This is a genomic window from Acinetobacter sp. 161(2023) (genome assembly GCF_037027805.1).
In the GTDB taxonomy this organism is placed as follows: Bacteria; Pseudomonadota; Gammaproteobacteria; order Pseudomonadales; family Moraxellaceae; genus Acinetobacter.
The window spans coordinates 110,143-133,971 of record NZ_JAZEYD010000013.1 but is presented as its reverse complement, the minus strand read 5'-3'; the positions used below and the strand labels follow the sequence as shown (position 1 = coordinate 133,971).

General features: G+C 39.0%; 21 protein-coding genes. 12 read left to right on the top strand and 9 right to left on the bottom strand.

The features are described 5' to 3' along the window. Positions 1 to 187 precede the first annotated feature (187 nt). The 5 genes from WA249_RS13890 to betI all read right to left on the bottom strand — a co-directional run bounded on the left by WA249_RS13890 (position 188) and on the right by betI (position 6,743). Complete coding sequence (locus WA249_RS13890) at positions 188 to 658, bottom strand: hypothetical protein (RefSeq protein WP_336169515.1); 471 nt, start codon at positions 656 to 658, stop codon at positions 188 to 190. Between the two features lie 90 nt (positions 659 to 748). After that, positions 749 to 2,389 (bottom strand): malate dehydrogenase (quinone), encoded by a 1,641-nt coding sequence (gene mqo, locus WA249_RS13885; protein ID WP_252609806.1) that lies wholly within the window; start codon positions 2,387 to 2,389, stop codon positions 749 to 751. A 511-nt stretch (positions 2,390 to 2,900) separates the two neighbouring features. After that, entirely contained in the window at positions 2,901 to 4,559 is a 1,659-nt protein-coding gene (betA, locus tag WA249_RS13880; RefSeq protein WP_336169512.1) for a choline dehydrogenase, read from the bottom strand. Positions 4,560 to 4,654: 95 nt separating this feature from the next. Next, positions 4,655 to 6,127, bottom strand: coding sequence for a betaine-aldehyde dehydrogenase (gene betB, locus WA249_RS13875; protein WP_336169510.1), 1,473 nt, complete (start codon positions 6,125 to 6,127; stop codon positions 4,655 to 4,657). After that, a complete protein-coding gene (betI, locus tag WA249_RS13870; protein WP_005303239.1) occupies positions 6,120 to 6,743 on the bottom strand; it encodes a transcriptional regulator BetI in 624 nt (207 codons plus the stop codon). The genes betB and betI overlap by 8 nt, the downstream gene beginning before the upstream one ends. Positions 6,744 to 7,008: 265 nt before the next feature. On the opposite strand from betI, the gene WA249_RS13865 reads away from it, so the two are divergent. From WA249_RS13865 to WA249_RS13850, 4 genes are all read left to right on the top strand, one after another. After that, positions 7,009 to 8,631, top strand: a complete 1,623-nt coding sequence (locus WA249_RS13865) for a BCCT family transporter (protein WP_336169509.1) — start codon at positions 7,009 to 7,011, stop codon at positions 8,629 to 8,631. A gap of 120 nt (positions 8,632 to 8,751) precedes the next feature. Further along, positions 8,752 to 10,818 (top strand): choline transporter, encoded by a 2,067-nt coding sequence (locus WA249_RS13860; RefSeq protein WP_336169508.1) that lies wholly within the window; start codon positions 8,752 to 8,754, stop codon positions 10,816 to 10,818. An 11-nt stretch (positions 10,819 to 10,829) separates the two neighbouring features. Then, positions 10,830 to 11,444: a MarC family protein gene (locus WA249_RS13855; protein WP_336169507.1), complete on the top strand. Its 615-nt coding sequence runs from the start codon at positions 10,830 to 10,832 to the stop codon at positions 11,442 to 11,444. 252 nt (positions 11,445 to 11,696) lie between these two features. Then, positions 11,697 to 12,212 carry an acyl-CoA thioesterase gene (locus tag WA249_RS13850; RefSeq protein WP_003653152.1) on the top strand — a complete coding sequence of 172 codons (516 nt, stop codon included), beginning with the start codon at positions 11,697 to 11,699 and terminating at the stop codon, positions 12,210 to 12,212. A 113-nt stretch (positions 12,213 to 12,325) separates the two neighbouring features. Here WA249_RS13850 and WA249_RS13845 read toward each other — a convergent pair whose 3' ends face one another. Beyond that, complete coding sequence (locus tag WA249_RS13845) at positions 12,326 to 12,520, bottom strand: hypothetical protein (RefSeq protein WP_336169506.1); 195 nt, start codon at positions 12,518 to 12,520, stop codon at positions 12,326 to 12,328. A gap of 496 nt (positions 12,521 to 13,016) precedes the next feature. Here WA249_RS13845 and WA249_RS13840 point away from each other — a divergent pair, with 496 nt between their 5' ends. Beyond that, a complete protein-coding gene (locus tag WA249_RS13840; RefSeq protein WP_336169505.1) occupies positions 13,017 to 14,015 on the top strand; it encodes a CobW family GTP-binding protein in 999 nt (332 codons plus the stop codon). Positions 14,016 to 14,059: 44 nt separating this feature from the next. On the opposite strand, the gene dctA is transcribed toward WA249_RS13840, so the two are convergent. Continuing rightward, positions 14,060 to 15,322: a C4-dicarboxylate transporter DctA gene (gene dctA, locus WA249_RS13835; protein ID WP_336169504.1), complete on the bottom strand. Its 1,263-nt coding sequence runs from the start codon at positions 15,320 to 15,322 to the stop codon at positions 14,060 to 14,062. A 189-nt stretch (positions 15,323 to 15,511) separates the two neighbouring features. Here dctA and WA249_RS13830 point away from each other — a divergent pair, with 189 nt between their 5' ends. From WA249_RS13830 to pgaD, 5 genes are all read left to right on the top strand, one after another. Beyond that, complete coding sequence (locus WA249_RS13830) at positions 15,512 to 16,042, top strand: YaeQ family protein (RefSeq protein ID WP_336169503.1); 531 nt, start codon at positions 15,512 to 15,514, stop codon at positions 16,040 to 16,042. An 87-nt stretch (positions 16,043 to 16,129) separates the two neighbouring features. Further along, the gene (locus tag WA249_RS13825) at positions 16,130 to 16,471 is read left to right on the top strand and encodes an FKBP-type peptidyl-prolyl cis-trans isomerase (protein ID WP_336169502.1); all 342 of its coding nucleotides are present in this window, start codon (positions 16,130 to 16,132) and stop codon (positions 16,469 to 16,471) included. Between the two features lie 236 nt (positions 16,472 to 16,707). Then, positions 16,708 to 18,702, top strand: coding sequence for a poly-beta-1,6-N-acetyl-D-glucosamine N-deacetylase PgaB (gene pgaB / locus WA249_RS13820; protein ID WP_336169500.1), 1,995 nt, complete (start codon positions 16,708 to 16,710; stop codon positions 18,700 to 18,702). A gap of 13 nt (positions 18,703 to 18,715) precedes the next feature. Next, positions 18,716 to 19,972: a poly-beta-1,6-N-acetyl-D-glucosamine synthase gene (gene pgaC / locus WA249_RS13815; protein ID WP_336169498.1), complete on the top strand. Its 1,257-nt coding sequence runs from the start codon at positions 18,716 to 18,718 to the stop codon at positions 19,970 to 19,972. Between the two features lie 88 nt (positions 19,973 to 20,060). Then, positions 20,061 to 20,480, top strand: coding sequence for a poly-beta-1,6-N-acetyl-D-glucosamine biosynthesis protein PgaD (pgaD, locus tag WA249_RS13810; protein ID WP_336169496.1), 420 nt, complete (start codon positions 20,061 to 20,063; stop codon positions 20,478 to 20,480). Between the two features lie 106 nt (positions 20,481 to 20,586). On the opposite strand, the gene WA249_RS13805 is transcribed toward pgaD, so the two are convergent. After that, complete coding sequence (locus tag WA249_RS13805) at positions 20,587 to 21,375, bottom strand: crotonase/enoyl-CoA hydratase family protein (protein ID WP_336169494.1); 789 nt, start codon at positions 21,373 to 21,375, stop codon at positions 20,587 to 20,589. A gap of 160 nt (positions 21,376 to 21,535) precedes the next feature. Continuing rightward, positions 21,536 to 22,480, bottom strand: a complete 945-nt coding sequence (locus tag WA249_RS13800; protein WP_336169492.1) for a DMT family transporter — start codon at positions 22,478 to 22,480, stop codon at positions 21,536 to 21,538. Positions 22,481 to 22,888: 408 nt separating this feature from the next. On the opposite strand from WA249_RS13800, the gene pnuC reads away from it, so the two are divergent. Both pnuC and WA249_RS13790 read left to right on the top strand, forming a co-directional pair. After that, positions 22,889 to 23,470: a nicotinamide riboside transporter PnuC gene (pnuC, locus tag WA249_RS13795; RefSeq protein WP_336169490.1), complete on the top strand. Its 582-nt coding sequence runs from the start codon at positions 22,889 to 22,891 to the stop codon at positions 23,468 to 23,470. A 14-nt stretch (positions 23,471 to 23,484) separates the two neighbouring features. Continuing rightward, the gene (locus tag WA249_RS13790) at positions 23,485 to 23,784 is read left to right on the top strand and encodes a hypothetical protein (protein WP_336169488.1); all 300 of its coding nucleotides are present in this window, start codon (positions 23,485 to 23,487) and stop codon (positions 23,782 to 23,784) included. Positions 23,785 to 23,829 lie beyond the last annotated feature (45 nt).

Sequence of the window (23,829 nt, the reverse complement as noted above, 5' to 3'; positions counted from 1 at the left end):
TTAGGTAATCTAGCGTGTAGATGGGTCGTGTTCAATCGCTAATATGCTCGATATATTTCTAAATAAATTAGATTGTTATGAATTTTTTTTCTTAAAAGGATTTCTGTAGATGATGTTCAATTTTACTGATGAACTTTATATAGAAAAGATAAGATATTTATATGGAAATGTAGCGTAAAAAATAATCTTACAACGCGCCAAATTGTTGCCAGCTTTCACCTGTGTGCTGCGTTTGATAATAGGCTTTAAGTTGTTCAAGCTGCATAAAATGTATGCCTGACCAAATCAATAAACTGATTAATATTAAAGTTTTATATAGGTTGTGAGCTTTTTTGAGATGAGTAAACGCCAGCAGAACAAAAAACAGAGCAGGTAAAAATATCAAGAACTGAACAGGGGAGAAAAATAAATGAGCAGTACTGAAATATAAGGCGGCTGCGCTCATCAGCAGATTTAAAACAGAAAACAGTTTTTGATATTTGCCGAGCTTAAATGCATAAGCATTGATGGCAAGTAACAAGGCTGAGCTGACGTAAATTGCTGTACCACCAATCATCCACATATAAAACCCGCTTACCAAAAGATAAGCCAGTAGCACAACAAGCACGAGCTTAAAACAAAATGAAAAGAGGCGGGATGATGAGTTTAAAGGCGTCATAGCTAATCTAAATATCTCAACTGAGGACTTAAAAACAAAAGGATGAATCGAAATTCATCCTTTTGGAGTTTTAGTTATACATCGTCAAACTTAGTTTGCTTTTGCAACTGGGGCAGCAGCAGTTTCATCGTTTGCAGCTTTGAACGGAGATGTATAGTTCAAGCCAAGCGTAGAACTTGTGTATTGACGAACTTTGTCGAGTAACACAGGGTCTTTGCTCAAGTCTTGCTTATAAGACACTACAATTTCATGAAGCTTCTGATTCCACTTACCTTCAGTTTGCTGAGGGAAAGCTTTTTCAAGTAAGTTAAGCATGATGTATGGAGAAGTCGAAGCACCCGGAGACGCACCTAATAATGCAGTTACAGCACCATCTTTAGAAGCAAAGATTTCTGTACCGAATTGAAGCGTTGCAGGTTTACCCGGTTCTTTTTTGATGATCTGAACACGTTGACCACCTTGGCTTAAACGCCAGTCTTCAGCTTTCGCATCTGGGTAGTACTTACGAAGTTCATTTAGACGGTCTTGGTCTGACATCATTACTTGGCTCACCAAGTATTTAACAAGATCAAGGTTTTCCAAGCCAACAGTGGTCATTGGTAAAACGTTGTTTTTGTTGGTAGATGCAAGTAAGTCAAGCTGAGAACCATTTTTTAGGAACTTGTTTGAATACGTTGCAAATGGTCCAAACAATACATATTTTTTACCGTCGATATAACGTGTATCAATATGTGGTACAGACATTGGAGGAGCACCAAGTTCAGCACGGCCATAAACTTTTGCTGTGTGCTCTGCTGTAATTGCTGGGTTATCAGTAATTAAGAACTCACCACCAACAGGAAAGCCAGCATATTGTTTCGCTTCTGGTAAACCAGTAAGTTGCAATAATTTAACTGCTGCACCACCTGCACCAATAAATACAAAACGTGTTTTAACGTGATCTACTTTACCAGTTTTCAAATTTTTGAAAGACACAGTCCAAGTTTTGTCATCATTTTGGCTGATGCCAGTCACTTCGGTTGACGTCTGTAATTTGAAATTCGGGTTTTGGTCTAAACGATTCACTAATTGTTTAGTGATAGAACCATAGTTTACGTCAGAGCCAACATCCATACGGGTCGCTGCAACTTTTTGACTAGGGTCACGATCGTTCATTACTAAAGGTGCCCATTGTTTAATAACAGCTGGGTCTTCAGTAAACTTCATACCTTTGAACAACGGGCTTTGAATCATGGCAGCATAACGTTTTTCTAAGAATTGAACGTTATCGCCCCAAACGAAAGCAATATGCGGAACTGGGTTAATGAATGATTTAGGTTCAGCTAAAACGCCTTGTTTTACCTGATATGACCAAAACTGTTTAGCAACTTCAAATTGAGAAGCAACTTTTTCAGCTTTGACAATTTCCATCTTACCGTTTTTTTCTTCGGTATAGTTCATTTCCATAAAGCCAGAGTGGCCTGTTCCGGCATTGTTAAAGCCGTTTGAACTTTCTTGAGCAACTTGGTCAAGACGTTCATACATACGAATTTGCCAGTTTGGTTCAAGCTCAGTGAAATAAGTACCGAGAGTGGCACTCATGATGCCGCCGCCAACAAGAACAGCATCAACAACTGGCTCATCTTTTGCAGTTTCTACTTGTTTTGACGCAGTTGGTCTAAACAAGAAAACGATACCTGCAATTAAAATAAGAATGATTAATACCAGAAGGTATTTCAAAAACTTTTTCATGTAAGGGGGACCTTAAAATAAGTTATTTGAGTCACTTAAGGAGTGAGGAAACCTAGACAGCGTATCCAGACAAAATGGATATAAATGCGAAACTGAATTCTCAAAATTAGAGAACTTCGAAAAAAATAAAAATGACTTGGGATTATCGCAAACACTCTATATTTTAGACTAATTTTGCATTGACAAGACAATTTTTATAATAAATAGGTTTCATCAATATCATAAATATGATTTATATTTAATCAAATTGAGGTTTTATAAGATAGTTTAAGTTAATTATTTTAATTTAAGTATTTGAAATTAAAACAATAATATTGATTTGACTAAAGTTGAATCATTTGAAGAATATTTGCCTATAAAAATAGATTAATTTTTATTTCATGGCATATTTATGTAAATAAGCTCCTTACAAATGCTTATTTTTTGTCATACATAGTTCTTATTAATATTGGCTCTATAAATATTAAATTAAGGGCATATCTCTGCATAAGAAATATGCCCTTTAAGATTTTTATGATGCTACATAGAACGGTGCAGTTGAACGTGGTAATGCGTCACGTCCACGAATCTGATCTGCAATTTTCTCGGCAATCATAATGGTGGTTGCATTTAAGTTACCGGTAATAATCAGCGGCATAATTGAGGCATCAACTACACGTAAACCATTCATACCATGTACGCGGCCTTGACCATCTACAACAGCCATTTCGTCTTCGCCCATCTTACAGCTACAAGATGGATGATAAGCGGTTTCTGCGTGGTTACGAACAAAGTCATCAAGCTCTGCATCAGTTTGCAAATGTTTACCCGGACTAATTTCTTCACCGCGATATGGATCAAGTGCAGGTTGCTGCATGATTTCTCGAGTGATACGAATCGCATCACGGAACTCACGCCAGTCTTGTTCACTCGACATATAGTTAAACAAGATACTTGGATGCTCAAACGGATCTTTTGATTTAAGTCTAATACGGCCACGTGACGGCGAACGCATTGAACCTACGTGTGCCTGAAAACCATGCTCTTTCACTGCATTACTACCGTTGTAGTTAATAGCAACTGGCAAGAAATGGTACTGAATATTTGGCCATTTGAACTCATCTGAACTACGGATAAATCCGCCTGCTTCAAACTGGTTACTTGCGCCAATACCTGTACCATTAAATAACCACTCAGCACCAATCGCAGGTTGGTTATACCATTTCAAGGCAGGGTATAAAGAAACGGGTTGCTTACATTTATATTGTAGGTACATTTCCAAGTGGTCTTGCAGGTTTTCACCTACACCTGGCAAATCATGAACGACATCAATGTCCATTGATTTTAAGAAGGTACTTTCACCCACACCAGAGCGCTGTAAAATTTGTGGTGAAGCAATTGCGCCTGCACACAGCAACACTTCACGTTTAGCTAAGGCACGTTGTACGTTGTTTTGATCAGCACCAATAATATATTCGACACCAATCGCTTGTTTTTGATTAAACAAGATTTTATTGGTCGTGGCATGAGTCAAAATAGTCAGGTTTGGACGACCTTTTGCCATATCCAAATAGCCACGTGCAGTACTTGAACGGCGACCTTTTGGGGTAACCGTGCGGTCCATTGGACCAAAGCCTTCTTGTTGGTAACCATTTAAGTCGTCAGTACGTGGGTAACCTGCTTGTACACCAGCTTCAACCATTGCATGGAATAGCACGTTGTTGCCATTTTTAGGTGTAGCAACGGATACAGGACCATTGCCGCCATGATAGTCATTTTCACCCATGTCACGGGTTTCGGCTTTTTTGTAGTAAGGCAAACAGTCGGCATAAGACCAGTTTTCAAGGCCTTTATGAGTTGCCCATTGTTCTAAATCCATTGCGTTACCACGGATATAGCACATGCCATTAATTAAAGATGAGCCACCTAAACCTTTACCACGACCACATTCCATACGGCGGTTATTCATGTGTGGTTCAGGGTCGGTTAAATAAGCCCAGTTATAGCGACGACCTTGAAGAGGGTAGGCCAAAGCTGCCGGCATTTGTGTACGGAAATCCAAGCGATAATCTGGGCCACCTGCTTCTAGCAATAAAACGGTGGTATCTTTGTCTTCAGTCAGACGCGCAGCAAGTACATTTCCGGCAGATCCTGCGCCAATAATAATGTAATCATATTCTTTAATATTCATAACTATCCTTTTTTTACTAACATTTTGCCTGAGCAATCTATAAAGACTGCCCGGCATATGTGATTTAGGTTGAAGTGTTTAAAGCAATTGAGGCATTAAAAAATGCTTTGATAATCGCCAAGTTCAACTTGAATAGATTTGATACGGGTATAGTGCCCAAGCGTGGTTAGACCATTTTCACGGCCTACACCAGATTGTTTGTAGCCACCCACTGGCATCTCGGCAGGCGATTCGCCCCAAGTGTTAATCCAGCAAATACCAGCTTCAATCTGGTGAATAATGCGATGAGCGCGGCTAATATCTTGAGTAACAACGCCAGCAGCTAAACCAAAGGTTGTGTCGTTAGCACGACGGATGACTTCTTCTTCGGTTTCATAGCTTAAAATGCTCATGACAGGTCCAAAAATTTCTTCTTGAACAATGGCCATTTGGTCAGTGCAGTCGCTAAATACAGTTGGTAGTACATAAGCGCCGTTAGCAAGTTCGCCTTCTGTTGCGCGGCCACCGCCAATTAACACTTTAGCGCCTTGTTGTTTGCCTGACTCAATGAAAGACAACACTTTTTCCATGTGTGGGAAGCTGGTGAGTGGTCCGAAGTTTGTATCTTCAGCCATTGGGTCGCCAATGCGAATACGTTTTACACGTTCTACAACCGCTTTTTCAAAGTCGGCTAGAAGTGATTTTGGAACGAATACACGCGTACCGTTGGTACATACCTGACCTGAGCTAAAGAAGTTCGCCATGACTGCAATATCTGCGGCACGGTTAAGGTCAGCATCTTCACAAATAATCAGTGGCGACTTACCACCAAGTTCCATGGTCACTTCTTTAAGCGTAGAGCCAGCAGCGCTTGCCATGACTTTTTTGCCAGTTTCCACACCACCAGTGAATGAGATTTTTTCAATCACAGGATGTTCAGTAAGCCACTGACCGATTTCACGACCAGCACCTTGTACAACGTTAAATACGCCGTCTGGTAAGCCAGCTTCTGTATAGATTTCTGCAAGTTTGAATGCAGTGAGTGGAGTGGTTTCACTTGGTTTGAAAATCATGGCATTGCCGGCAGCAAGGGCAGGGGCAGATTTCCATAAAGCGATTTGAATTGGATAGTTCCAGGCACCAATACCTGCTACCACGCCTAAAGGTTCACGGCGTGTATAAAAGAAACTTGATTCGCGAAGCGGAACTTGATCACCCTGAAGGGCTGTTGCAAGTCCTGCGTAATATTCGAGTACATCTGCGCCAGTCACGATGTCGACTGTAGATGTTTCGCTAAAAGCTTTACCTGTGTCGAGTGTTTCAAGACGGGCAAGCTCATCATTACGTTCACGAAGAATGTCGACAGCACGACGTAAAATACGTGAACGCTCCATGGCAGTCATGGCAGCCCAGATTTTTTGTCCTTGTTGGGCACTTTTTACAGCAGCTTCAATATCTTGTTCAGAAGCTTGTTGAAGAGTCGCGATTGTCTCGCCGTTGGCAGGGTTAATACTATTAAATGTTTTCCCACTGGTTGCTTTAACGTAGCGTCCATGGATATACAGTTGATGAACTTGTGCATCACTCATTTTGTCTCTCCTGCAAAGGCTTGTTCGCAAATTGCACTTGCGTTTGTACATAATCGTAAGCAATGGAACGGGCAAGGTTGCTGTCAAATTCGTTGTGACGGCTTAAACTGCCTCGTAACCATAATCCATCAATCAATGCTGCCAACCCTCTAGCGGCAACACTGGCCTGCTGTTCATTCATTAACTTGAGGAAATAAAACTTCAAGTTAGAGTACAGGCGTTGATCATTAATCTTTTGCAAGCGGCTTAAGTCTGGTACATGCATGCTTGCAGACCAAAAGTCTAACCAGACTCGCATTGCTTTTTCATTGACCTGACTAATGTCAAAGTTCGAGTCGATAATGGCCTTAATTTGGCTCTCTGGATGCGAATCTGCTTCTGCTCTGTACTGTTCGGTTTTACGACGCAGAACATTTAACATTTCTTGCATACAGGTATTTATCAACCCTTGTTTGTCGCCAAAATAATGGCTGACAATGCCGGTCGACAGCTCGGCTTTTTTTGCAATTTGTGCAATGGTGGTATTGGATAACCCCACTTCATAAATTACGTCGAGTGCGGCATTCATAATTTCTTCACGTCGCACGTGCTCTGGTTTTACTCTGCGTTTTGTCATGTTTTTCCACATCAGCACTTTTTAGTGGTGCTTTAAATTCAGCATGTTAACTTGCAGAGCATCATAGCACTTTTTTTATCATACTTGTTATTGATTGAACGTTCAATCAATAACAAGTATGATATGTAAAAATCAATGAATTTTTGAAGATTAGCACGAGGAATAAAGCGCTAAAATCAAAAGTTCTTAAGGATAGGATGATGCGCATAAGTACATTACTTATCACGTTATTTTGAAAAATACACCGATTGCAAGGAGCAATAAGATGGTGTTGAAAAGTGATAGATATTCTTCAGACCATATTCGGTTAAATCGTTTTGTATTTTGGAGTTCAGCCATCAGTATTGGCATTTTTGGCCTACTTTTTGTGCTGTTTCCAGAACAGAGTCAGTTTTTGTTGACCTACATCCAAGAGCAAGTAAATCACTTTTTTGGGTGGTATTACATGCTGGTTATTGTGCTGTGTCTGGGCTTTGTCGCTTGGCTCGCTTTTTCAAAAGTAGGGCAGATTCCCTTAGGAAAAGATGACGATAAACCTGAGTTTAGTTATTTGGCTTGGACTTCAATGTTGTTTTCGGCAGGTATTGGTATTGCACTACTTTATTATGGTGTTGCCGAACCTGTTGACCATTTTTTAAGACCGCCAGAAGGTGAGTCAGGAACCATTCAGGCAGCCCGTAATGCGATGACTTATAGCTTTTTGCATTGGGGTATTCATGGCTGGGTACTCTATGCATTGCTCGGAGTCACTTTAGGTTATTTTGCTTTCAGACAAAACTTACCATTAGCTTTGCGTTCGGCGCTTTACCCAATTTTTGGCGAGCGAGTGCATGGTTTAATTGGTGATTTCGTCGATGGCTTTGGAATTTTAGCGACGGTTATTTCCTTGGTTACCAACTTGGGAATCGGAGCATTGGTGCTGGTGTCAGGTATTTGTTATTTACTTCCGCAAATTCCTAATAACTCAGTGACCTTAATTGCTGCTGTTCTCATCATGATGAGTGTTGCCACGATCACGACAGTGGTTGGCATTGAAAAAGGTTTGGCTTGGTTATCGCGCATTAATTTACGTCTGCTGTATGCCTTACTTTTATTTGTATTTTTAACCGGTCCTACAAATCATTTATTAAATGGTCTTGTGCAAAATATGGGTGATTATCTAAGCAATTTTATTGGTAAAAGCTTTGATATGTATTTATACAATCAAAAAGCCAGTGGCTGGCTAGGTTCGTGGACCGTATTTTATTGGGCTTGGTGGATTGCTTGGGCGCCTTTTGTCGGCATGTTTATTGCGCGCATTTCAAAAGGACGTACGATTCGTGAGGTTGTATTAGGTGTATGCCTGATTCCACTCGGTTTTACACTGGCTTGGATCTCGGTTTTTGGAAATACTGCCATTTATTTTATCTTGAACCAGAAACAAAAAGTTTTGGGCGATATGGTTTTAACTGATCCGGCATTGTCTTTATTTAAGTTACTCGAATATCTACCGTTTAATCCGTATGTTGCTGGCATTGTTGTTGTAATTTGTTTCGTTTTATTTTTGACACCAGTTGGCTCTGGTACACTAATGATCGCTAATTTGTCCTCAAAAGGGGGCACCAATGATAGTGATTCACCGATCTGGTTACGCGTTTTTTGGTCTGTGGTAATTACCATTGTAAGTATTGGCTTGCTTTTAGCCGGTAGTTTTAACTCCATGCAAAGTGCTGTGGTGTTATGTGGTTTACCATTTTCAGTCATTATTTTGCTCTATATGTTTGGTTTAGCCAAAGCGTTAAAGCAAGATGATTTTGACCCTCAATTAGTGAAAAAACAGTTAGCTGTTTCAAAAGACATTTCGGTTCCGTCGAATTGTGACCAGAATAAAGTGACTGAGGTTTTATAGCCTCAACTGATCACATCTATATATTATTTTTTGCGTTTAAAGTCGTCTTTTCATTGTTTTAAATAAGAGTGAAAAGACGAAATTAAATATTTTGTTTTTATTTTATTCCTTGAGGATTGTATGGCAACAGATAATCCAAGAGCAGTTGATGATTTAACATTATCTAAATCTAAAAAAGACCCGCTCAACCGTGTGGTTTTTTATTTTTCAGCTGTACTTATTTTAATTTTTTCTCTCGTCACGTTTTTGTTCAATGATTTTGCAAATAGAGTCATGAACTCCGTACTTCAGTGGGTAACCTCAACCTTTGGTTGGTATTATTTGCTTGCTGCAACGCTATATATGGTTTTCGTGATTTTTATTGCCTGTTCAAGATACGGCAATATTAAGTTAGGACCAAAGCATTCAAAGCCTGAGTTTAGTGTACTCAGCTGGTCTGCGATGCTGTTTTCGGCTGGTATCGGTATTGACCTGATGTTCTTCTCGGTCGCTGAACCATTATCTCATTATATGCAACCTCCAGTCGGAGCTGGTCAAACTTACGAAGCCGCGCGCCAAAGTATGGTCTGGACACTGTTTCACTATGGTTTAACGGGTTGGTGTATGTATGCCTTGATTGGTATGTCATTGGGATACTTTAGCTATCGTTATAACTTGCCGCTCACCATTCGTTCTGCACTTTACCCAATTTTCGGGAACAGAATTAATGGGGCAATCGGGCATAGTGTTGATACGGCTGCCGTCATTGGGACAATTTTTGGTATTGCAACGACCTGCGGGATTGGAGTAGTACAGCTGAATTATGGCCTACATGTGTTATTGGGGTTACCAGAAAATATCTGGATGCAATTTATCCTGATTGCTGTCGCGGTCGGTATTAGTATTATTTCGGTGACATCAGGGGTCAATAAAGGCCTACGGATTTTATCTGAAATCAATATTTATGTTTCGGTCGGGTTATTGCTGTTTATTTTATTTTTAGGAAATACTGAGTTTTTACTCAATGCCCTTGTTCAAAATATTGGCGACTATTTAACTCGGTTCCCAGCTTTAGCATTACAAAGTTTTGCTTTTGAACAGCCTAAAGAGTGGATGAGTAGTTGGACTTTCTTCTTCTGGGCGTGGTGGATTGCTTGGTCTCCATTTGTGGGGCTCTTTCTGGCACGTATTTCAAGAGGGCGTACCATTCGTGAGTTTGTGTGCGGCACCTTAATTATTCCGCTTCTATTTACACTCACATGGTTATCTATTTTTGGTAATAGTGCATTACACAGCGTTATTTTTGAAGGTAACCAGACCTTGGCAGCCACTGTGTTAGCAAATCCTGCTCATGGTTTTTATGACCTATTAGCGCAATATCCGGGCTTTACCTTTATTGCTTCGATTGCCACCGTAACAGGGCTTTTGTTCTACGTGACTTCTGCCGATTCGGGAGCGCTAGTTTTAGGTAACTTCACGACTAAACTTACTAATATCGATAATGATGCGCCGCGTTGGTTAAGCGTATTTTGGGCAGTTGCAATTGGTTTATTAACGCTCGCCATGCTCATGAGTAACGGAATTACCGCTTTGCAAAACGCAACCATCATTATGGGCTTGCCGTTTAGCTTCGTGATGTTCCTTGTGATGGCCGGACTTTATAAATCGCTAAGGCTTGAAGATTACCGACAAGCCAGTCGAAGTATGAATGCAGCTCCAGTAGTAGGGAACGTTGATATTCTGAACTGGAAACAGCGTTTAACTCGAGTCATGCATCATCCGGGAACCACTGAAACCCAACGCATGCTAGATACAGTTTGTCTACCAGCTGTTCAGGCTGTTGCTGGTGAGCTTATTAAGCAGGGCATGAATGTGGATGTACAGCAAACACCTCTGGAAGATGAAGAAACGCTTTACCATCTGGATTTCACTATTCATTTGGAAGAAGAACAAAACTTTGTTTATCAGATCTGGCCTGTACGTTATAGCGCGCCTAACTTTAGCCAGCGTGTGAAACGGGGTAAACAGTTCTATTACCGACTTGAAACCTATCTTTATGACGGTTCTCAAGATAATGACTTGGTTGGTTACGGTAAAGAACAGGTGATTAATGACATTTTAGATAAATATGAAAGACATATGACGTTCTTACATATTAATCGTATTAGCCCAGGGAATCGTCCGTTGTTCCCAGATCCACAAGCTTAAGAGGACAATGCATGGCTTCTCCTTATCTACATTCTTTTGCTTTATTTTTCTCTTTGCTCAATCCATTTTTAATGAGCATTTATATGATTGGCCTGATCCGCCATTCAGAAACAAAGGTGTTTAATAAAGCACTGATTCAGGGAAGCTTGATTGCTTTTATCGTGTTCATGCTATTTGCATGGGGCGGCGAAGCAATTTTTAGTAAATATCTGAATGTACGTTTTGAAGCCTTCCAGATTTTTGGAGGCCTTATCTTTTTGGTCATTGGTTATCGCTATGTCTTTCAGGGTGCCGATACGATTGGTGAAATGCGTGGAGCGCCAGAACATCTGGCTGGCACCATTGCCATGCCGTTTATGATTGGTCCGGGAACTATTAGTGCTGCTGTGGTTACAGGAATTGAAATGTCAATTGGTGAGGCAGCGCTAGTGATTGGCTTCACGCTGTTTTTAACCTGTAGTATTCTGATTTTGATGAAATTTTCACATGATCATTTACGTTATAAACATGCCAAACATATTGACCGCTACTTTGATATTGTCGGGCGCTTATCTGCTTTATTAATCGGTACGATCGCCATTGATATGATTATTAATGGTGTGACAGGCGTTATTACTAAAGTATAGCGAGTGCCCCTAAGACCCTGCTATGCCATTAAGCATGGAATTAAATGGCATAGCATGTTCTAAAATATTCTAAGATAAATAAAAAAGCTTTAAAAAAAGAACTTTAAAAATAATGCCTTAAAAAATTAAATTTTAAAAAACAATCAATGATATTAAAAAATACAATGCCATGTTGTGGATTTAAACATGTTTTTTTTGTGAATTATCAACCATAATGTTGACTGAGCTTGTTTTAAGACACAGAGTTGAGCTATGCCTACATTAGATGAAATAACCACAGCAACTGATGATCAGTCTGAATTGACGATGTCAGTTTTGATGACGCCTGATATGGCAAATTTTTCAGGTAATGTTCATGGTGGTACGATTCTAAAACTACTAGACCAAGTCGCTTACGCTTGCGCAAGTCGTTATTCGGGTGGCTACGTGGTGACTTTATCTGTAGATAAGGTGAATTTTAAAGAACCTATTTATGTAGGTGAGCTGGTAACTTTCTTGGCAAGTGTTAACCATGTAGGCCGTACTTCAATGGAAGTAGGAATACGTGTTGAAGCCCAAAATATCCAGAAGCGTACAGTGCGCCATACCAATAGCTGCTATTTCACCATGGTTGCTGTTGATGAGCAGAGTAAGCCGTGTGAAGTGCCTCAATTAAATCTTAATACTGAGTGGAAACGTTGCCGCTTTGAAGCAGCCGAGCACCGTAAGGTTTTACGTCTACAAGAAAATCACAACCCATCTTGTAGCATGTATAAAAAATCTTCTTAAAAAAAGGATCGAACCGCAGCATGGTTCGATCCTTTTCTTCTTTACTGAAATTCAGCGTCCATTTTTCATTTCAGTAAAATTATCTCTGAGCTAGGAGGAAAGTGCTGAGAGAATTAACGAGTTGCAGGAGCAGCTTCAGAAGCAGAACCTACCGCTTCAGATGCAGCATTTGCAGTGTTTGCTTGTTCTTGAGTTGAAACAACAACTTTCTCTTCAGGGGCATGAACTTTATCATGTTTAGAAGCAGCAAAAGTTGAAGCAGCAGTTAAAGCTAGAGTAGTAGCGAGTAAAGTTTTAGCTAATTTCATGTTATGGCATCCTTAAATTCATTAAAAAAATAAATCAAACCTAATCATTTAAACCTACGTGGAATATGTATGGCTGAATGACTAAGCTAGGACACATGCTAAGCCGAGCTTAGTATTACATCAATTAACTTAACAATCTATTACGCCCATCTTAACAATATGAAATATACGGGCCATTTATGTGCGGAATCTGTAAAATTAAGGGCCTTAAATACACCTTGAAATGTGAAAAAATATTTCTTATTGAGTAAAAAGAAACCAATCACGTTACGTAAACTTAACACTCTGGCATGAATTGTGAATGTGTATAAATAGAATATTCCGTTTGATTATCGAACATCAAATGTTAAATCAGATTGTAAATGAGATTTAAATCTCATTTATGGTTTGTTAAGTAAAAATTAAAAAAACATCGGCCAAGTTAAAAAAATCATTTACATGACAAAAAAGACTGATATACCTAAAATGTTTTAGACCGTTCCAATTTGAGTGACTCGTGAAATTCATTGCCCAAAAAATTGTTCTTACCCATATTATTTCCGGTTTTTTAGGGGCAGGCAAAACCACATTATTACAGCATTTATTAAGTCAGAAGCCTAAAGATGAGGTTTGGGCTGTATTAATGAATGAGTTTGGGCAAATTGGAGTAGACCAACAACTCTTACCTCAAGATCAGGGATATGCAGTAAAAGAATTATTAGGTGGTTGCTTGTGTTGTAGTAGTCAATTGCCTATGCATATTGCTTTAGCTCGTCTATTAAGTGAACAGAAGCCAGACCGACTATTTATTGAACCGACTGGACTTGGGCATCCTTCTCAGTTATTTGACCAACTGACGGAGCCGCATTGGCAAAGTAGTTTAGCCATGCGTGCTTTAGTTACCGTAATTGATGGTAGCCGTTTACATAATACAAATTGGGTCAAGCAAAACCTTTATGAAGATCAGTTAAAAGCTGCCCAGATTGTGGTAGTGTCACATACCGATGTGATGACTTTTGAAGATGATCAAGTGCTTGAGTTATTAAAAGAAGAATATCAGCCTTATCAACAAGAATGGATTAAGACAGAACATGGTCAGTTAGCTTTAAGTAAAATTGATATTGCTGCTCGTTTAACCGAGCGTTCTATTCAGCCTTTACTTAAACTTCAAAAACAAATGACTGAAACCGAGGTTAAGAAGGAAATTCAGCAATTACCTTATCATTATGTCGAGTCGGCACAGGGTTATATTGTGGCAGGCTGGAAATTACCTAAACGCTGGAAATTCGATTTTTATAATTTGCTAGATTTATTGTGTGCGCAGCAAGACTGGCTGCGAATTAAGGGAATTTTTAATACAGATCAAGGTTGGAAAGTTTTCAACTTTAATCCTGATCAGTTTAATTATAAGTCTGGTGAAGAGGGTATTGATAACCGTATTGAAATCATTAGCGAACATCATCACGATTGGTTGGCTTTTGAAATAGCGTTACTCGCTTGCCAGCTTAAAGAATAGAGAACATTGAGCAAAAGATTATTCAATGTTCTCTAAAACGGATTTTAAGGTTTTGTATCTAATACTGCTTTGGCTTGAGCATGATCAATATCTTTTTCCCAGTGTGCAATCACTACAGCAGCAACACAGTTACCAATTAGGTTGGTACAGGCACGAATAATGCCAATGAACCAATCGACTGAAAGTAGAAGCACTAGACCAATTGCAGGAAGGCTTGGAATAACTGACAGTGTTGCTGCAAGAATAACTAAAGCTGAGCCGGGAATACCGTGTGCGCCTTTAGATGTGATGAGTGAAACCAGCAAAATAGCCAATAGGTCATGAGTGGATAAATCAATATTGCAGGCTTGTGCAATAAAAATTACCCCTAAAGTTAAGTAAATTGAAAACCCATCTAAGTTAAAAGAGTAACCCGTAGGAATGACCAGACCTACCGTTGAATCCTTAATTCCCAGATTTCTGAGTTTTTTCATAATTTGAGGTAAAACAGAGTCAGAAGATGCTGTACCTAAAACAATCGCTAACTCATCTTTAAAATAAGCCACAAATTTGAAGATGTTGAGACCGGTAAGTTTTAAAATTGAACCTAAAACAACCACAACAAATAAGATGCAGGTCGCATAAAACAGTAGAACCAAATAGCCCAATTGTAGAAGTGAATCTAAACCAAATTTGGCAGTGGTATAGGCCACTGATCCGAACACACCAATAGGTGCTAAACAAATAATCAGACCCATAATTTTAAAGAAGACTTCTGAAAAAGCTTCAAGCGCTTGACGTACTAACTCTGCCAAATGTTTAGGAATTAAAAGGAGTGATACACCAAATAAAATAGCGATGAGTAAAACTTGTAAAATATCGCCGTTTGCAAAAGCGGCAGTGAATGTTTTCGGAATAATATTGAGTAGAAATTCCGAACCTGTATGCATTTCATGGGCGCGTTCGGTATAGGTGCTTAAATCTTTTGCATCTAAATGGCTAATATCGATATTCATGCCGACGCCCGGTTTAAATACATAGGCCACAATAATGCCTAAAACTAAAGCAATACTGGTGACCACTTCAAAATAGAGAATGGTTTTTGCACCGACTTTGCCCATTTTTTTGATGTCATTTGCACCATAAATACCGAGCACGACCACACAAAACACAATTGGTGCAATCAGCATTTTAATCAAAGAAATAAAACCATCACCTAAAGGCTTTAAAGATAGGGAGAAATCATGAAAACCAGCCCCAACTGCAACTCCTAGAAAGAGAGCACAAAGAACCTGTAAAAATAAACTACGTTTAAGCTTTTGCCACATAAGTCATCAATTTTAGCAAGAGGAGAATATTTCTCTTTCAAGCAAAAAGCCGGCCAACTCTAAAGTAAGCAGAGCGTTTTGGAAGAATATGCAAATTTCCCATCGCTATGTTTTGCATTACTCAGTTTTTTTATAAATTTTTACCTAAAATCGAGTATCCTTAGCGCCAAATTTTGGAACATATTAATCATGGCGCTTAAAGCAACAATTTATAAGGCAGACTTGAATATTGCCAATATGGATGACCATATTTATGGTGATTACCAACTGACGCTTGCCTTGCATCCTTCGGAAACTTTAGAACGTTTAATGGTTCGTTTGATGGCCTTTGCCCGTTTTGCAAGTGATGAGCTTGAGTTTACTAAAGACCTTTTTGAAACTGATGAACCAGCATTATGGCAAAAAGATTTAACAGGTCAGTTAGAAGCATGGATTGAAGTGGGTTTACCATCGGAAGATAAAGTCAAAAAAGCCAGCGCACGTTGTAAAAAAGTTGCGATTGTTGTTTATGGCACACAAGTCGAAGACTGGTGGAAGAGAAATAGTAAAATTAAAACATTAAGTAACGTTGAGGTTTGGCAAATTGCCCCTCAAAGTACAGCTGAGCTAGAACAGCTTTGTGAACGTACCATGCAGCTACAGTTAAATGTCATGGACACTGAGTGGACTTTGCTTGGTGACAAGGGACAAGCAAATGTCGTGTGGACGCAGTTACAGTAAAATAGAAAAGCGCAACAAATTTTACAACTTCACTTGCTAGACTAAAGATTGAGTCTGAGCTGTGAAATTAAATTAGATGGAAATGTTATGATCAGTGAATTAGAAATTATCGATTTAAAAGTAGGCGAAGGTAAAGAAGCGGTTAAAGGTGCCTTAATTACCACTCACTACACAGGTTGGTTAGAAGATGGTACTCAATTCGACTCTTCAATTGACCGCGGAAATTATTTTGAGTGTGTGATTGGTACTGGTCGTGTCATTAAGGGCTGGGACCAAGGCATCATAGGAATGAAAGTTGGCGGAAAACGTAAACTTATTGTCCCTGCGCATTTGGCTTATGGCGAACGCAAAATGGGTAAAATTATTCCGGCAAACTCAAATTTGATTTTTGAAATCACATTGTTTGACGTGAAAACCCGTGATGAATGAAATCAAATTCTTTAGATTTTGATTTCATATATAAGCTTTAAATATATATACATTAGTAATTTATATTTTAGCTTTTTGAATATTTAAGATTATTTTCAGTTTATTTGATTATAAAGGTGAACTGAAAACTGTTCTTTTTGGGCAGGCTGAACCTAAGAGCTAATATAGATATAAAGTTTAGTTCTTAAGTTTAAATTTCACATAAATAATCTATATTGCTATTGAGACGCTATTTCATGATTACCCGCTTTGCATCTCCTTTGTTGAACCTAACGCTTGGCTTAGCTTTAGCAGGCTTGTCAGGCATGGCCTTGGCTAACCCTCCTAAACTAGATGCTTCAACACTTACAGTCATTGGATATCATGAAATTACCGATAGTAAAAATGCATTAATTCCTCAATATGCGGTTACTACTCAACAATTTACAGATCACGTTGATTGGCTGCAAAAAAATGGTTTCCATTTTATTACTGTAGACCAGTTGATTCGTGCTCATCAGGGTAAAGTTGCATTGCCGACCAAGCCAGTTTTATTAACTGTAGATGATGGTTACCAAACTTTTTATCAAAATGCTTATCCGGTCATTAAAGCTAAAAAAATTCCGGTAGTACTTGCTGTTGTTGGTTCATGGTTAGAGCCAAAATCAAATCAGAAAGTTGATTTTTCTGGTGAAGAAATTCCACGTGATAAAATTTTAAGTTGGCCTGAACTTAAAGAAATGCAAGATAGCGGTTTTGTTGAAATCGCAAGCCATAGTTATCATTTACACCGCGGTATTACGGGCAACCCACAAGGGAACTCTGAGCCTGCGGCAACAACTCGTTTTTATGACGTAAAAACAAAAACGTATGAAAATGATAGCCAATATCAGGCCCGAATTTATAATGACCTGAAAAAGAATAATGACTTATTAAAAGCACATGGTTTACGTTCGCCACGTATTATGGTGTGGCCATATGGTCGCTATAATATGCAAACTGTACAAATTGCAAAAAAATTAGGCATGCCTGTGACCATTACACTTGATGATGGGGCAGATCATGCAAAACAGTCTCTGCAAAATATGAGTCGTATTTTGGTAGAGGGTGGAATGAGTACCAATGATTTGGCTCAAGAGATTAAGAATCGCGAGTTAAACTTAACGGATAATAATCGTCCGCAAAAAATCATGCATGTTGATCTCGACTATATTTATGATCCTGACCCGCAGCAGCAAGAACGTAATTTAGGTAATTTACTCGACCGAATTAATGCGATGGGTGTAAATACAGTTTATTTACAGGCTTTCGCAGATGCAGATGCTAATGGTTCTGCCGATATGGTATACTTCCCAAATCGACATATGCCTATGCGTGCTGATTTATTCAACCGTGTTGCATGGCAAATTCAAACGCGCACCCCTGTAAGCCGTATTTATGCTTGGATGCCATTATTGGCATGGGAACTACCAAAAACTGATCCTGTATCAAAAGATTTGGTCGTGACGGAGCAGAATAAAACGGGTGGACATCTCAATATGGGATACATCCGTTTAAGTCCTTTTTCATCTGAAGCACGTCAAACCATCCGTGAAATATATGAAGATTTAGCGAAGTCATCGTCTTTCAATGGAATTTTATTCCATGATGATGTGACTCTGTCTGATTATGAAGATGCAAGTCCAGATGCTTTAAAAGCTTATGCAAAACAAGGCTTACCAACAGATTTGTCAAAAATCCGTGAGAACGACCAAGACTTGCAAAAGTGGACTGCATATAAAACAAAATATTTAGATGATTTTGCAATGCAGCTTGTTGATCAGGTACGTCAATATGAACCGTTCCTGCTTACAGCACGTAATTTATATGCGCAAGTAGCTCTAAAACCATATGCGGAAAATTGGTACTCTCAATCACTTGAAGAGTCATTAAACCGTTATGATTTTACTGCCATTATGGCAATGCCTTATATGGAAAAAGTAGATAACGCCGATCAATTTTATAAAGACATGATTGATCGCGTTAAAAAGTATCCAAATGGCATTAAGAAAACAGTTTTTGAGCTACAGGCAACAAACTGGCGTAATAACGAAAAGGTACCTTCAACTGAAATGGCTGCGACAATTCATTCTCTCTATGAGCAAGGTGCAATGCATGTTGCATACTATCCAGATGACCCAATTAAAGATCATCCGGACGTTAACGTGATGCATAAAGCATTTGCTGAAAAATCATCTCGTCTTGTGCCATAGACGAGGCTGAAATATGACAATCTTTGCTGCAATCTGGTCGCATGCTTTAAAATTTGTTTTTTATTATCCATTGTTTATGTCATATCTATGGATGATTGGTGCGATCATTTTCTATTGGAAAGAACGTAAGGCTCCCCCTTACGATCAACCAGCTCCTTTAGAAAGTTATCCAAAAGTCGCTGTATTAGTTCCTTGTTTTAATGAAGGGGATAATGCAGAGGAAACCATTAGCCATGCCTTAAAACTGGACTATCCTCATTTTGAAGTGATTGCGATTAACGATGGTAGCTCAGATAATACAGGTGAAGTACTTGATCGTTTAGCAGAACAACATGAAAAATTGCGTGTTGTTCATCTCGCGCAAAATCAGGGAAAAGCAATGGGTCTACAGGCAGGTAGCCTGATGACTGATGCCGAATTCTTAATTGGTATTGATGGTGATGCTTTACTTGATCCACATGCAGCAAAGTGGATGATTCGTCATTTTCTTAAAAACCCAACGATTGCAGCGGTCACTGGTAACCCTCGTATTCGCACGCGATCAACTTTATTAGGCCGTATTCAGGTTGGTGAGTTTTCTTCGATTGTTGGCATGATCAAACGTGCACAACGTACTTTTGGTCGTTTGTTTACCGTATCCGGTGTAATTACGGCTTTTCGTAAAAGCGCTGTTCATCAAGTCGATTATTGGTCACCAAATATGTTGACTGAAGATATCGATATTACTTGGAAGTTACAGCGTGCAGGTTGGGATATTCAGTTTGAACCGAATGCTTTGGTTTGGATTTTAATGCCTGAAACCTTAAATGGGTTGTGGAAACAACGTTTACGTTGGGCAATGGGTGGGGCGCAGGTTTTAATTAAAAACATTGATGTGTTCACTAAGCCAAAATTGAATTTTTTATGGCCGTTAATGTTTGAGCTTTGCTTAACTTTAGTATGGTCATATTTAATGCTGGCAATGGCTTTGTTGTGGTTGGTACATTTTATTTTACCTGTACCCGCATTGGCTGTTGTGAGTTCCCCATTTTTACCGTATGGTACCGGTATTTTATTGGGAGCAACCTGTCTAATTCAGTTTGCTTTAAGCAAATGGATGGATAGTCGTTATGAACCAAATCTAGGAAAAAACTATTTCTGGATGATTTGGTATCCATTGGTCTTTTGGCTAATCACTATTTCAGCAACCATTGTAGCATTTCCAAAAGTCTTACGACGTGGAGATGGGAAACGAGCGCGTTGGGTGAGCCCAGATCGGGGCATTCGCTAGATGAAATGCAAAAGTCATGAGATTTTAAAGATCGTGTTGTATTGATGTCTGGGGAAAAACCACAGCACTCCGTTAGGTAAAGAGAGAAATGAAGACAAATTCGTTGATTATTGATTTACGCCGCCAACTACCATGGCATAAACGCTATGTTTCTACAACAAGCACAGCCATGATGTGGGGTGGTTGGTTGTTGTTGTGGCGTCCATTTTTATTTATTTGGGTATTGGCTGAGTTGCAAAAAACCCATTTGGTACACCGTTTATTTAGTGCATTTGGTGTAGGAATTGAACATGGCATTACAGCATTAATTGCATGTGCAATTTGCTTATTGTTATGGAGCCATTTGCTACCAGAGCGCCGTGTCGCTGGTAGTGCGCTTGACGCAAAACAAACTGATGATTATTCACGCTATTTTGATTTACCTGAACAAGAAATTGAACAGGGCCGTAGCCAAAAAATTACAGTCGTTCACCATAATGAATTTGGTAAAATCATTAGAGTTGAATAAACCAACTAATAAAAAGAAAGCCCACATCATGTGGGCTTTCTTTTTTGCATACTTACTCTTACAAAGTGATAAGTTTCAAACCATGAGTATAGTGTTTGAGTAGGTTTTATTTGCCTTTGAAATCAGGTGGACGCTTTTGTAGCATGGCAAAAACACCTTCTTGAACATCTTCTGTTGTCAGCAAAGGTCGCAGATGGTTTTGCAATTGATGAAAAGCAACCTCGTAGCCTTCATTAATAGCTTCACGTGCAGAGGCAAGGGTGGCCTTCACAGCAAGTGGGGCAGCTTGAGCAATATGTTCCGCAAGTTCTATTGCACGTTTAAGCTCCGTACCTTCTGGGCATATTTCTGTAATCAGGTTCATATCCAAAGCTGCTTTTGCATCAAAATGGTCACCTGTAAGCAAATAGCGCATGGCCTTGGCCCAACCTGCTGCTTGAGTAAAGCGTGCAGTTGCTCCACCAAAAGGTAATATGCCACGTTGGACTTCCATTTGAGCAAACTGAGTATTTTCACTTGCAATAGTAATATCTGCATTAAGAAATAGTTCAATACCCGCCGTATAGCAATAACCTTGCACAGCCACAATTAATGGTTTACTCAGTTTTCGGCCAACAGTACCCCACGGGTTAATTTCTTCATCACTAAAATCAAAAACACCTGTAGCAAGCTTAGGTTGTAATTCAACCAAATCTAACCCCGCCGTAAAATGGTCGCCATGAGCAAAAACAATCGCACAGCGCAGGTCATCGTTATTTTCATATTCGGTGAGTGCACGGGATAAATCTTTAATAAGGTGGCTATCAAAGGCATTGCGTTTTGCTGCCCGATCTAGACCAATTAAAAAGATGTGACCGCGAGTTTCACGGCTGACTTTTCCTTCTTGATTTGACATTTTCTCATGCTCTTTATTTGTCTTTAATTATCTTTTAACCAATCATTTAAAAACGATCAAATATAATTTGTTGATGACTTGGTAAGTAAAAATAAAAGGATGCTGCAAATAATAGATGGAAAGTACAACCTGACGCATAAATTTGTCAGGTTGTATAAGCTTATGCGGAGCGCCGTGAATACATCAATAGCCCTAAACACAACATAGTTAAACCTAAAATAAGATGTGAGCTAAGTTGTTCATGGTTAAACCATGTTCCCCAAAAAGTCGCTAAAACAGGGGTGATAATTGTAATAAGTAGTACCGTCGTTGGCTGTAGTACCTTAATGAGTTGATAGTAAAAAATCATGGCAAGTACAGAAGAAAAGACAGCACTATAGAAGACTGCTAGTGAAATTTTTAGACTTGGAAATTCAGTTGGAAGATGTGACCAAAAGAAAGGTAACAGGCATATATAACCGACCCATGAAACAAGAGTAGCACCTGTCATTTGTGTAATTGGCGGAATATGCGCACCAACAGATTTTACTGCAAAAGTCGATAATACATAAAACAGCATCGCAATCAGCTCTAATATAATACCGATACGGTTGAGCTGGAAACCTGATGAAGATAGTCCTAAAGTAAAGCTCATCCCGACAAGAGCAATACCAAGTCCAAGCCATTGCCATGATGAAAAACGCTCACGCCCTAAAACAAAAGAGCTAATGAGTCCCGATACTAAGGGAGAGGTACCGTAAATAATTGAAATAATAGCGGAGGGGACTTTATCTGCACCCATGTAGCAAAAGGCCATAGAACCAAATAACCCAATGGCGCCAGCGCAATAACTTAAAATAGCTTTTTTACTAAAGATGAGCTTTAAACGAAAAAATCTTAGACACAGCAAAGCAATTGGAATCGCTAAACTAAAACGAATAAATAACCCCCACGCCCAATGAAATTCTTGTACTGTCCAGACGGCTGCAAGAGGGGTAAGCGACCAAATAACAATGACAGCAATAAATTGGCCGGCTGTAGCGAGTCGAGTCGAAGATGCGGATAATGCTACAGCCGGCTGAATCTGTGGGCTGGATGTACTCTGTTGTTCAAATAACGGTTTCATATAAAGCTCCATAAAGTGTTGTTTTCTAGGGTGAACGGACATAAAAAAAGCCGCGTTTTTATGGCGGCTTCTTAAGAAAAATCAGAGAATATATTAAGTAAGTAACTTCTTGATTTTTTTATTCAAAGCGCCAATTTGTCTAAAATAAGGACGTCGCCAATTGACCACACAGAACTTAATCTCTGAGGCGTAGAATTGACGCGCTAGACAAGAATGGGCTTTAGATAAAAACATGATAAATATATTGAAAATATAGATGATATTTTTATAACATATAAATAGAAAAGTACAAATTAGATTCAAGCATGGAATATAGATTTTTTTGAATACGTTAAATTAGTTGTTTGCTTAGTCGCATATTTTTCTCATAATACCTCGTCAAATTAAACTCCATAAGCAGCTGTTCCTATGTCACCTCTAGAAATATTTGCGGTCTTGATTAGCCTCATTGGAGTTGGATTAACCGTCATCCGTAATATGTGGTGTTGGCTGTTTAATTTCTTTGCCTTTGTTTTATATGCCTATTTGTTTTACGAATTTAAGCTGTATGGCGAAACAATTTTGCAGTTCTTTTTTATGGTCGTAAATTTTTATGGCTTTTACTATTGGTTCAAAGGAAAGCAGCAAGATCATGACATTCGTATAGAACCGATAGCTCCTAAAGTTGCAATTTTTCAAATGATTATTGCTGCGGTAGGTGGCTTACTGTTTGGTTTAATTCTTAAAAACTTTACTGATGCTGCAGTACCGATGCTCGACTCACAGCTTGCAGCCTTTAGTTTACTTGCAACGTATTGGACCAGCCGAAAGCATATTGCGACATGGGTACTTTGGGTATTTGTCGATATTATTTATGTGGGCATGTTTATCTATAAAGATTTATTTTTAACAGCCGCATTATATGCAGCATTTGTTTTGATGGCAGCTTATGGCTGGTATCAATGGGAAAAAGTTAAAAAGAAACAGCTTTTAGCCTCTAACCAGCTTTAATTTGGAGAGTGAACATGTTGTTGAGCTTAGATGTTTATAAACAACAACAGTTTGATCTGATTGCTGCAAAAATAATGGCGGAGCCAAAACAGTATTGTGAATTTAGTTCAGTGTCAGATTTCTATAAGGCTGAATGGCTCAAAGATTTCCCACAAGGCAGCCAGGTTTGTGCTACTGGTTTAGATGATGGCGCTGAAGAGTTTTATGCGGTTGTTCAATTTAAACAGCAGTATTTAAAATTTGATATTAAAGAAAGCCTTTCGGCACTGATTTTTCAAGATATGAATGGGAACGTATTTAAGCGTAATTTTTAATTTAAGAAATAAAATCACAAAAAAAAGCGACTTAACGTCGCTTTT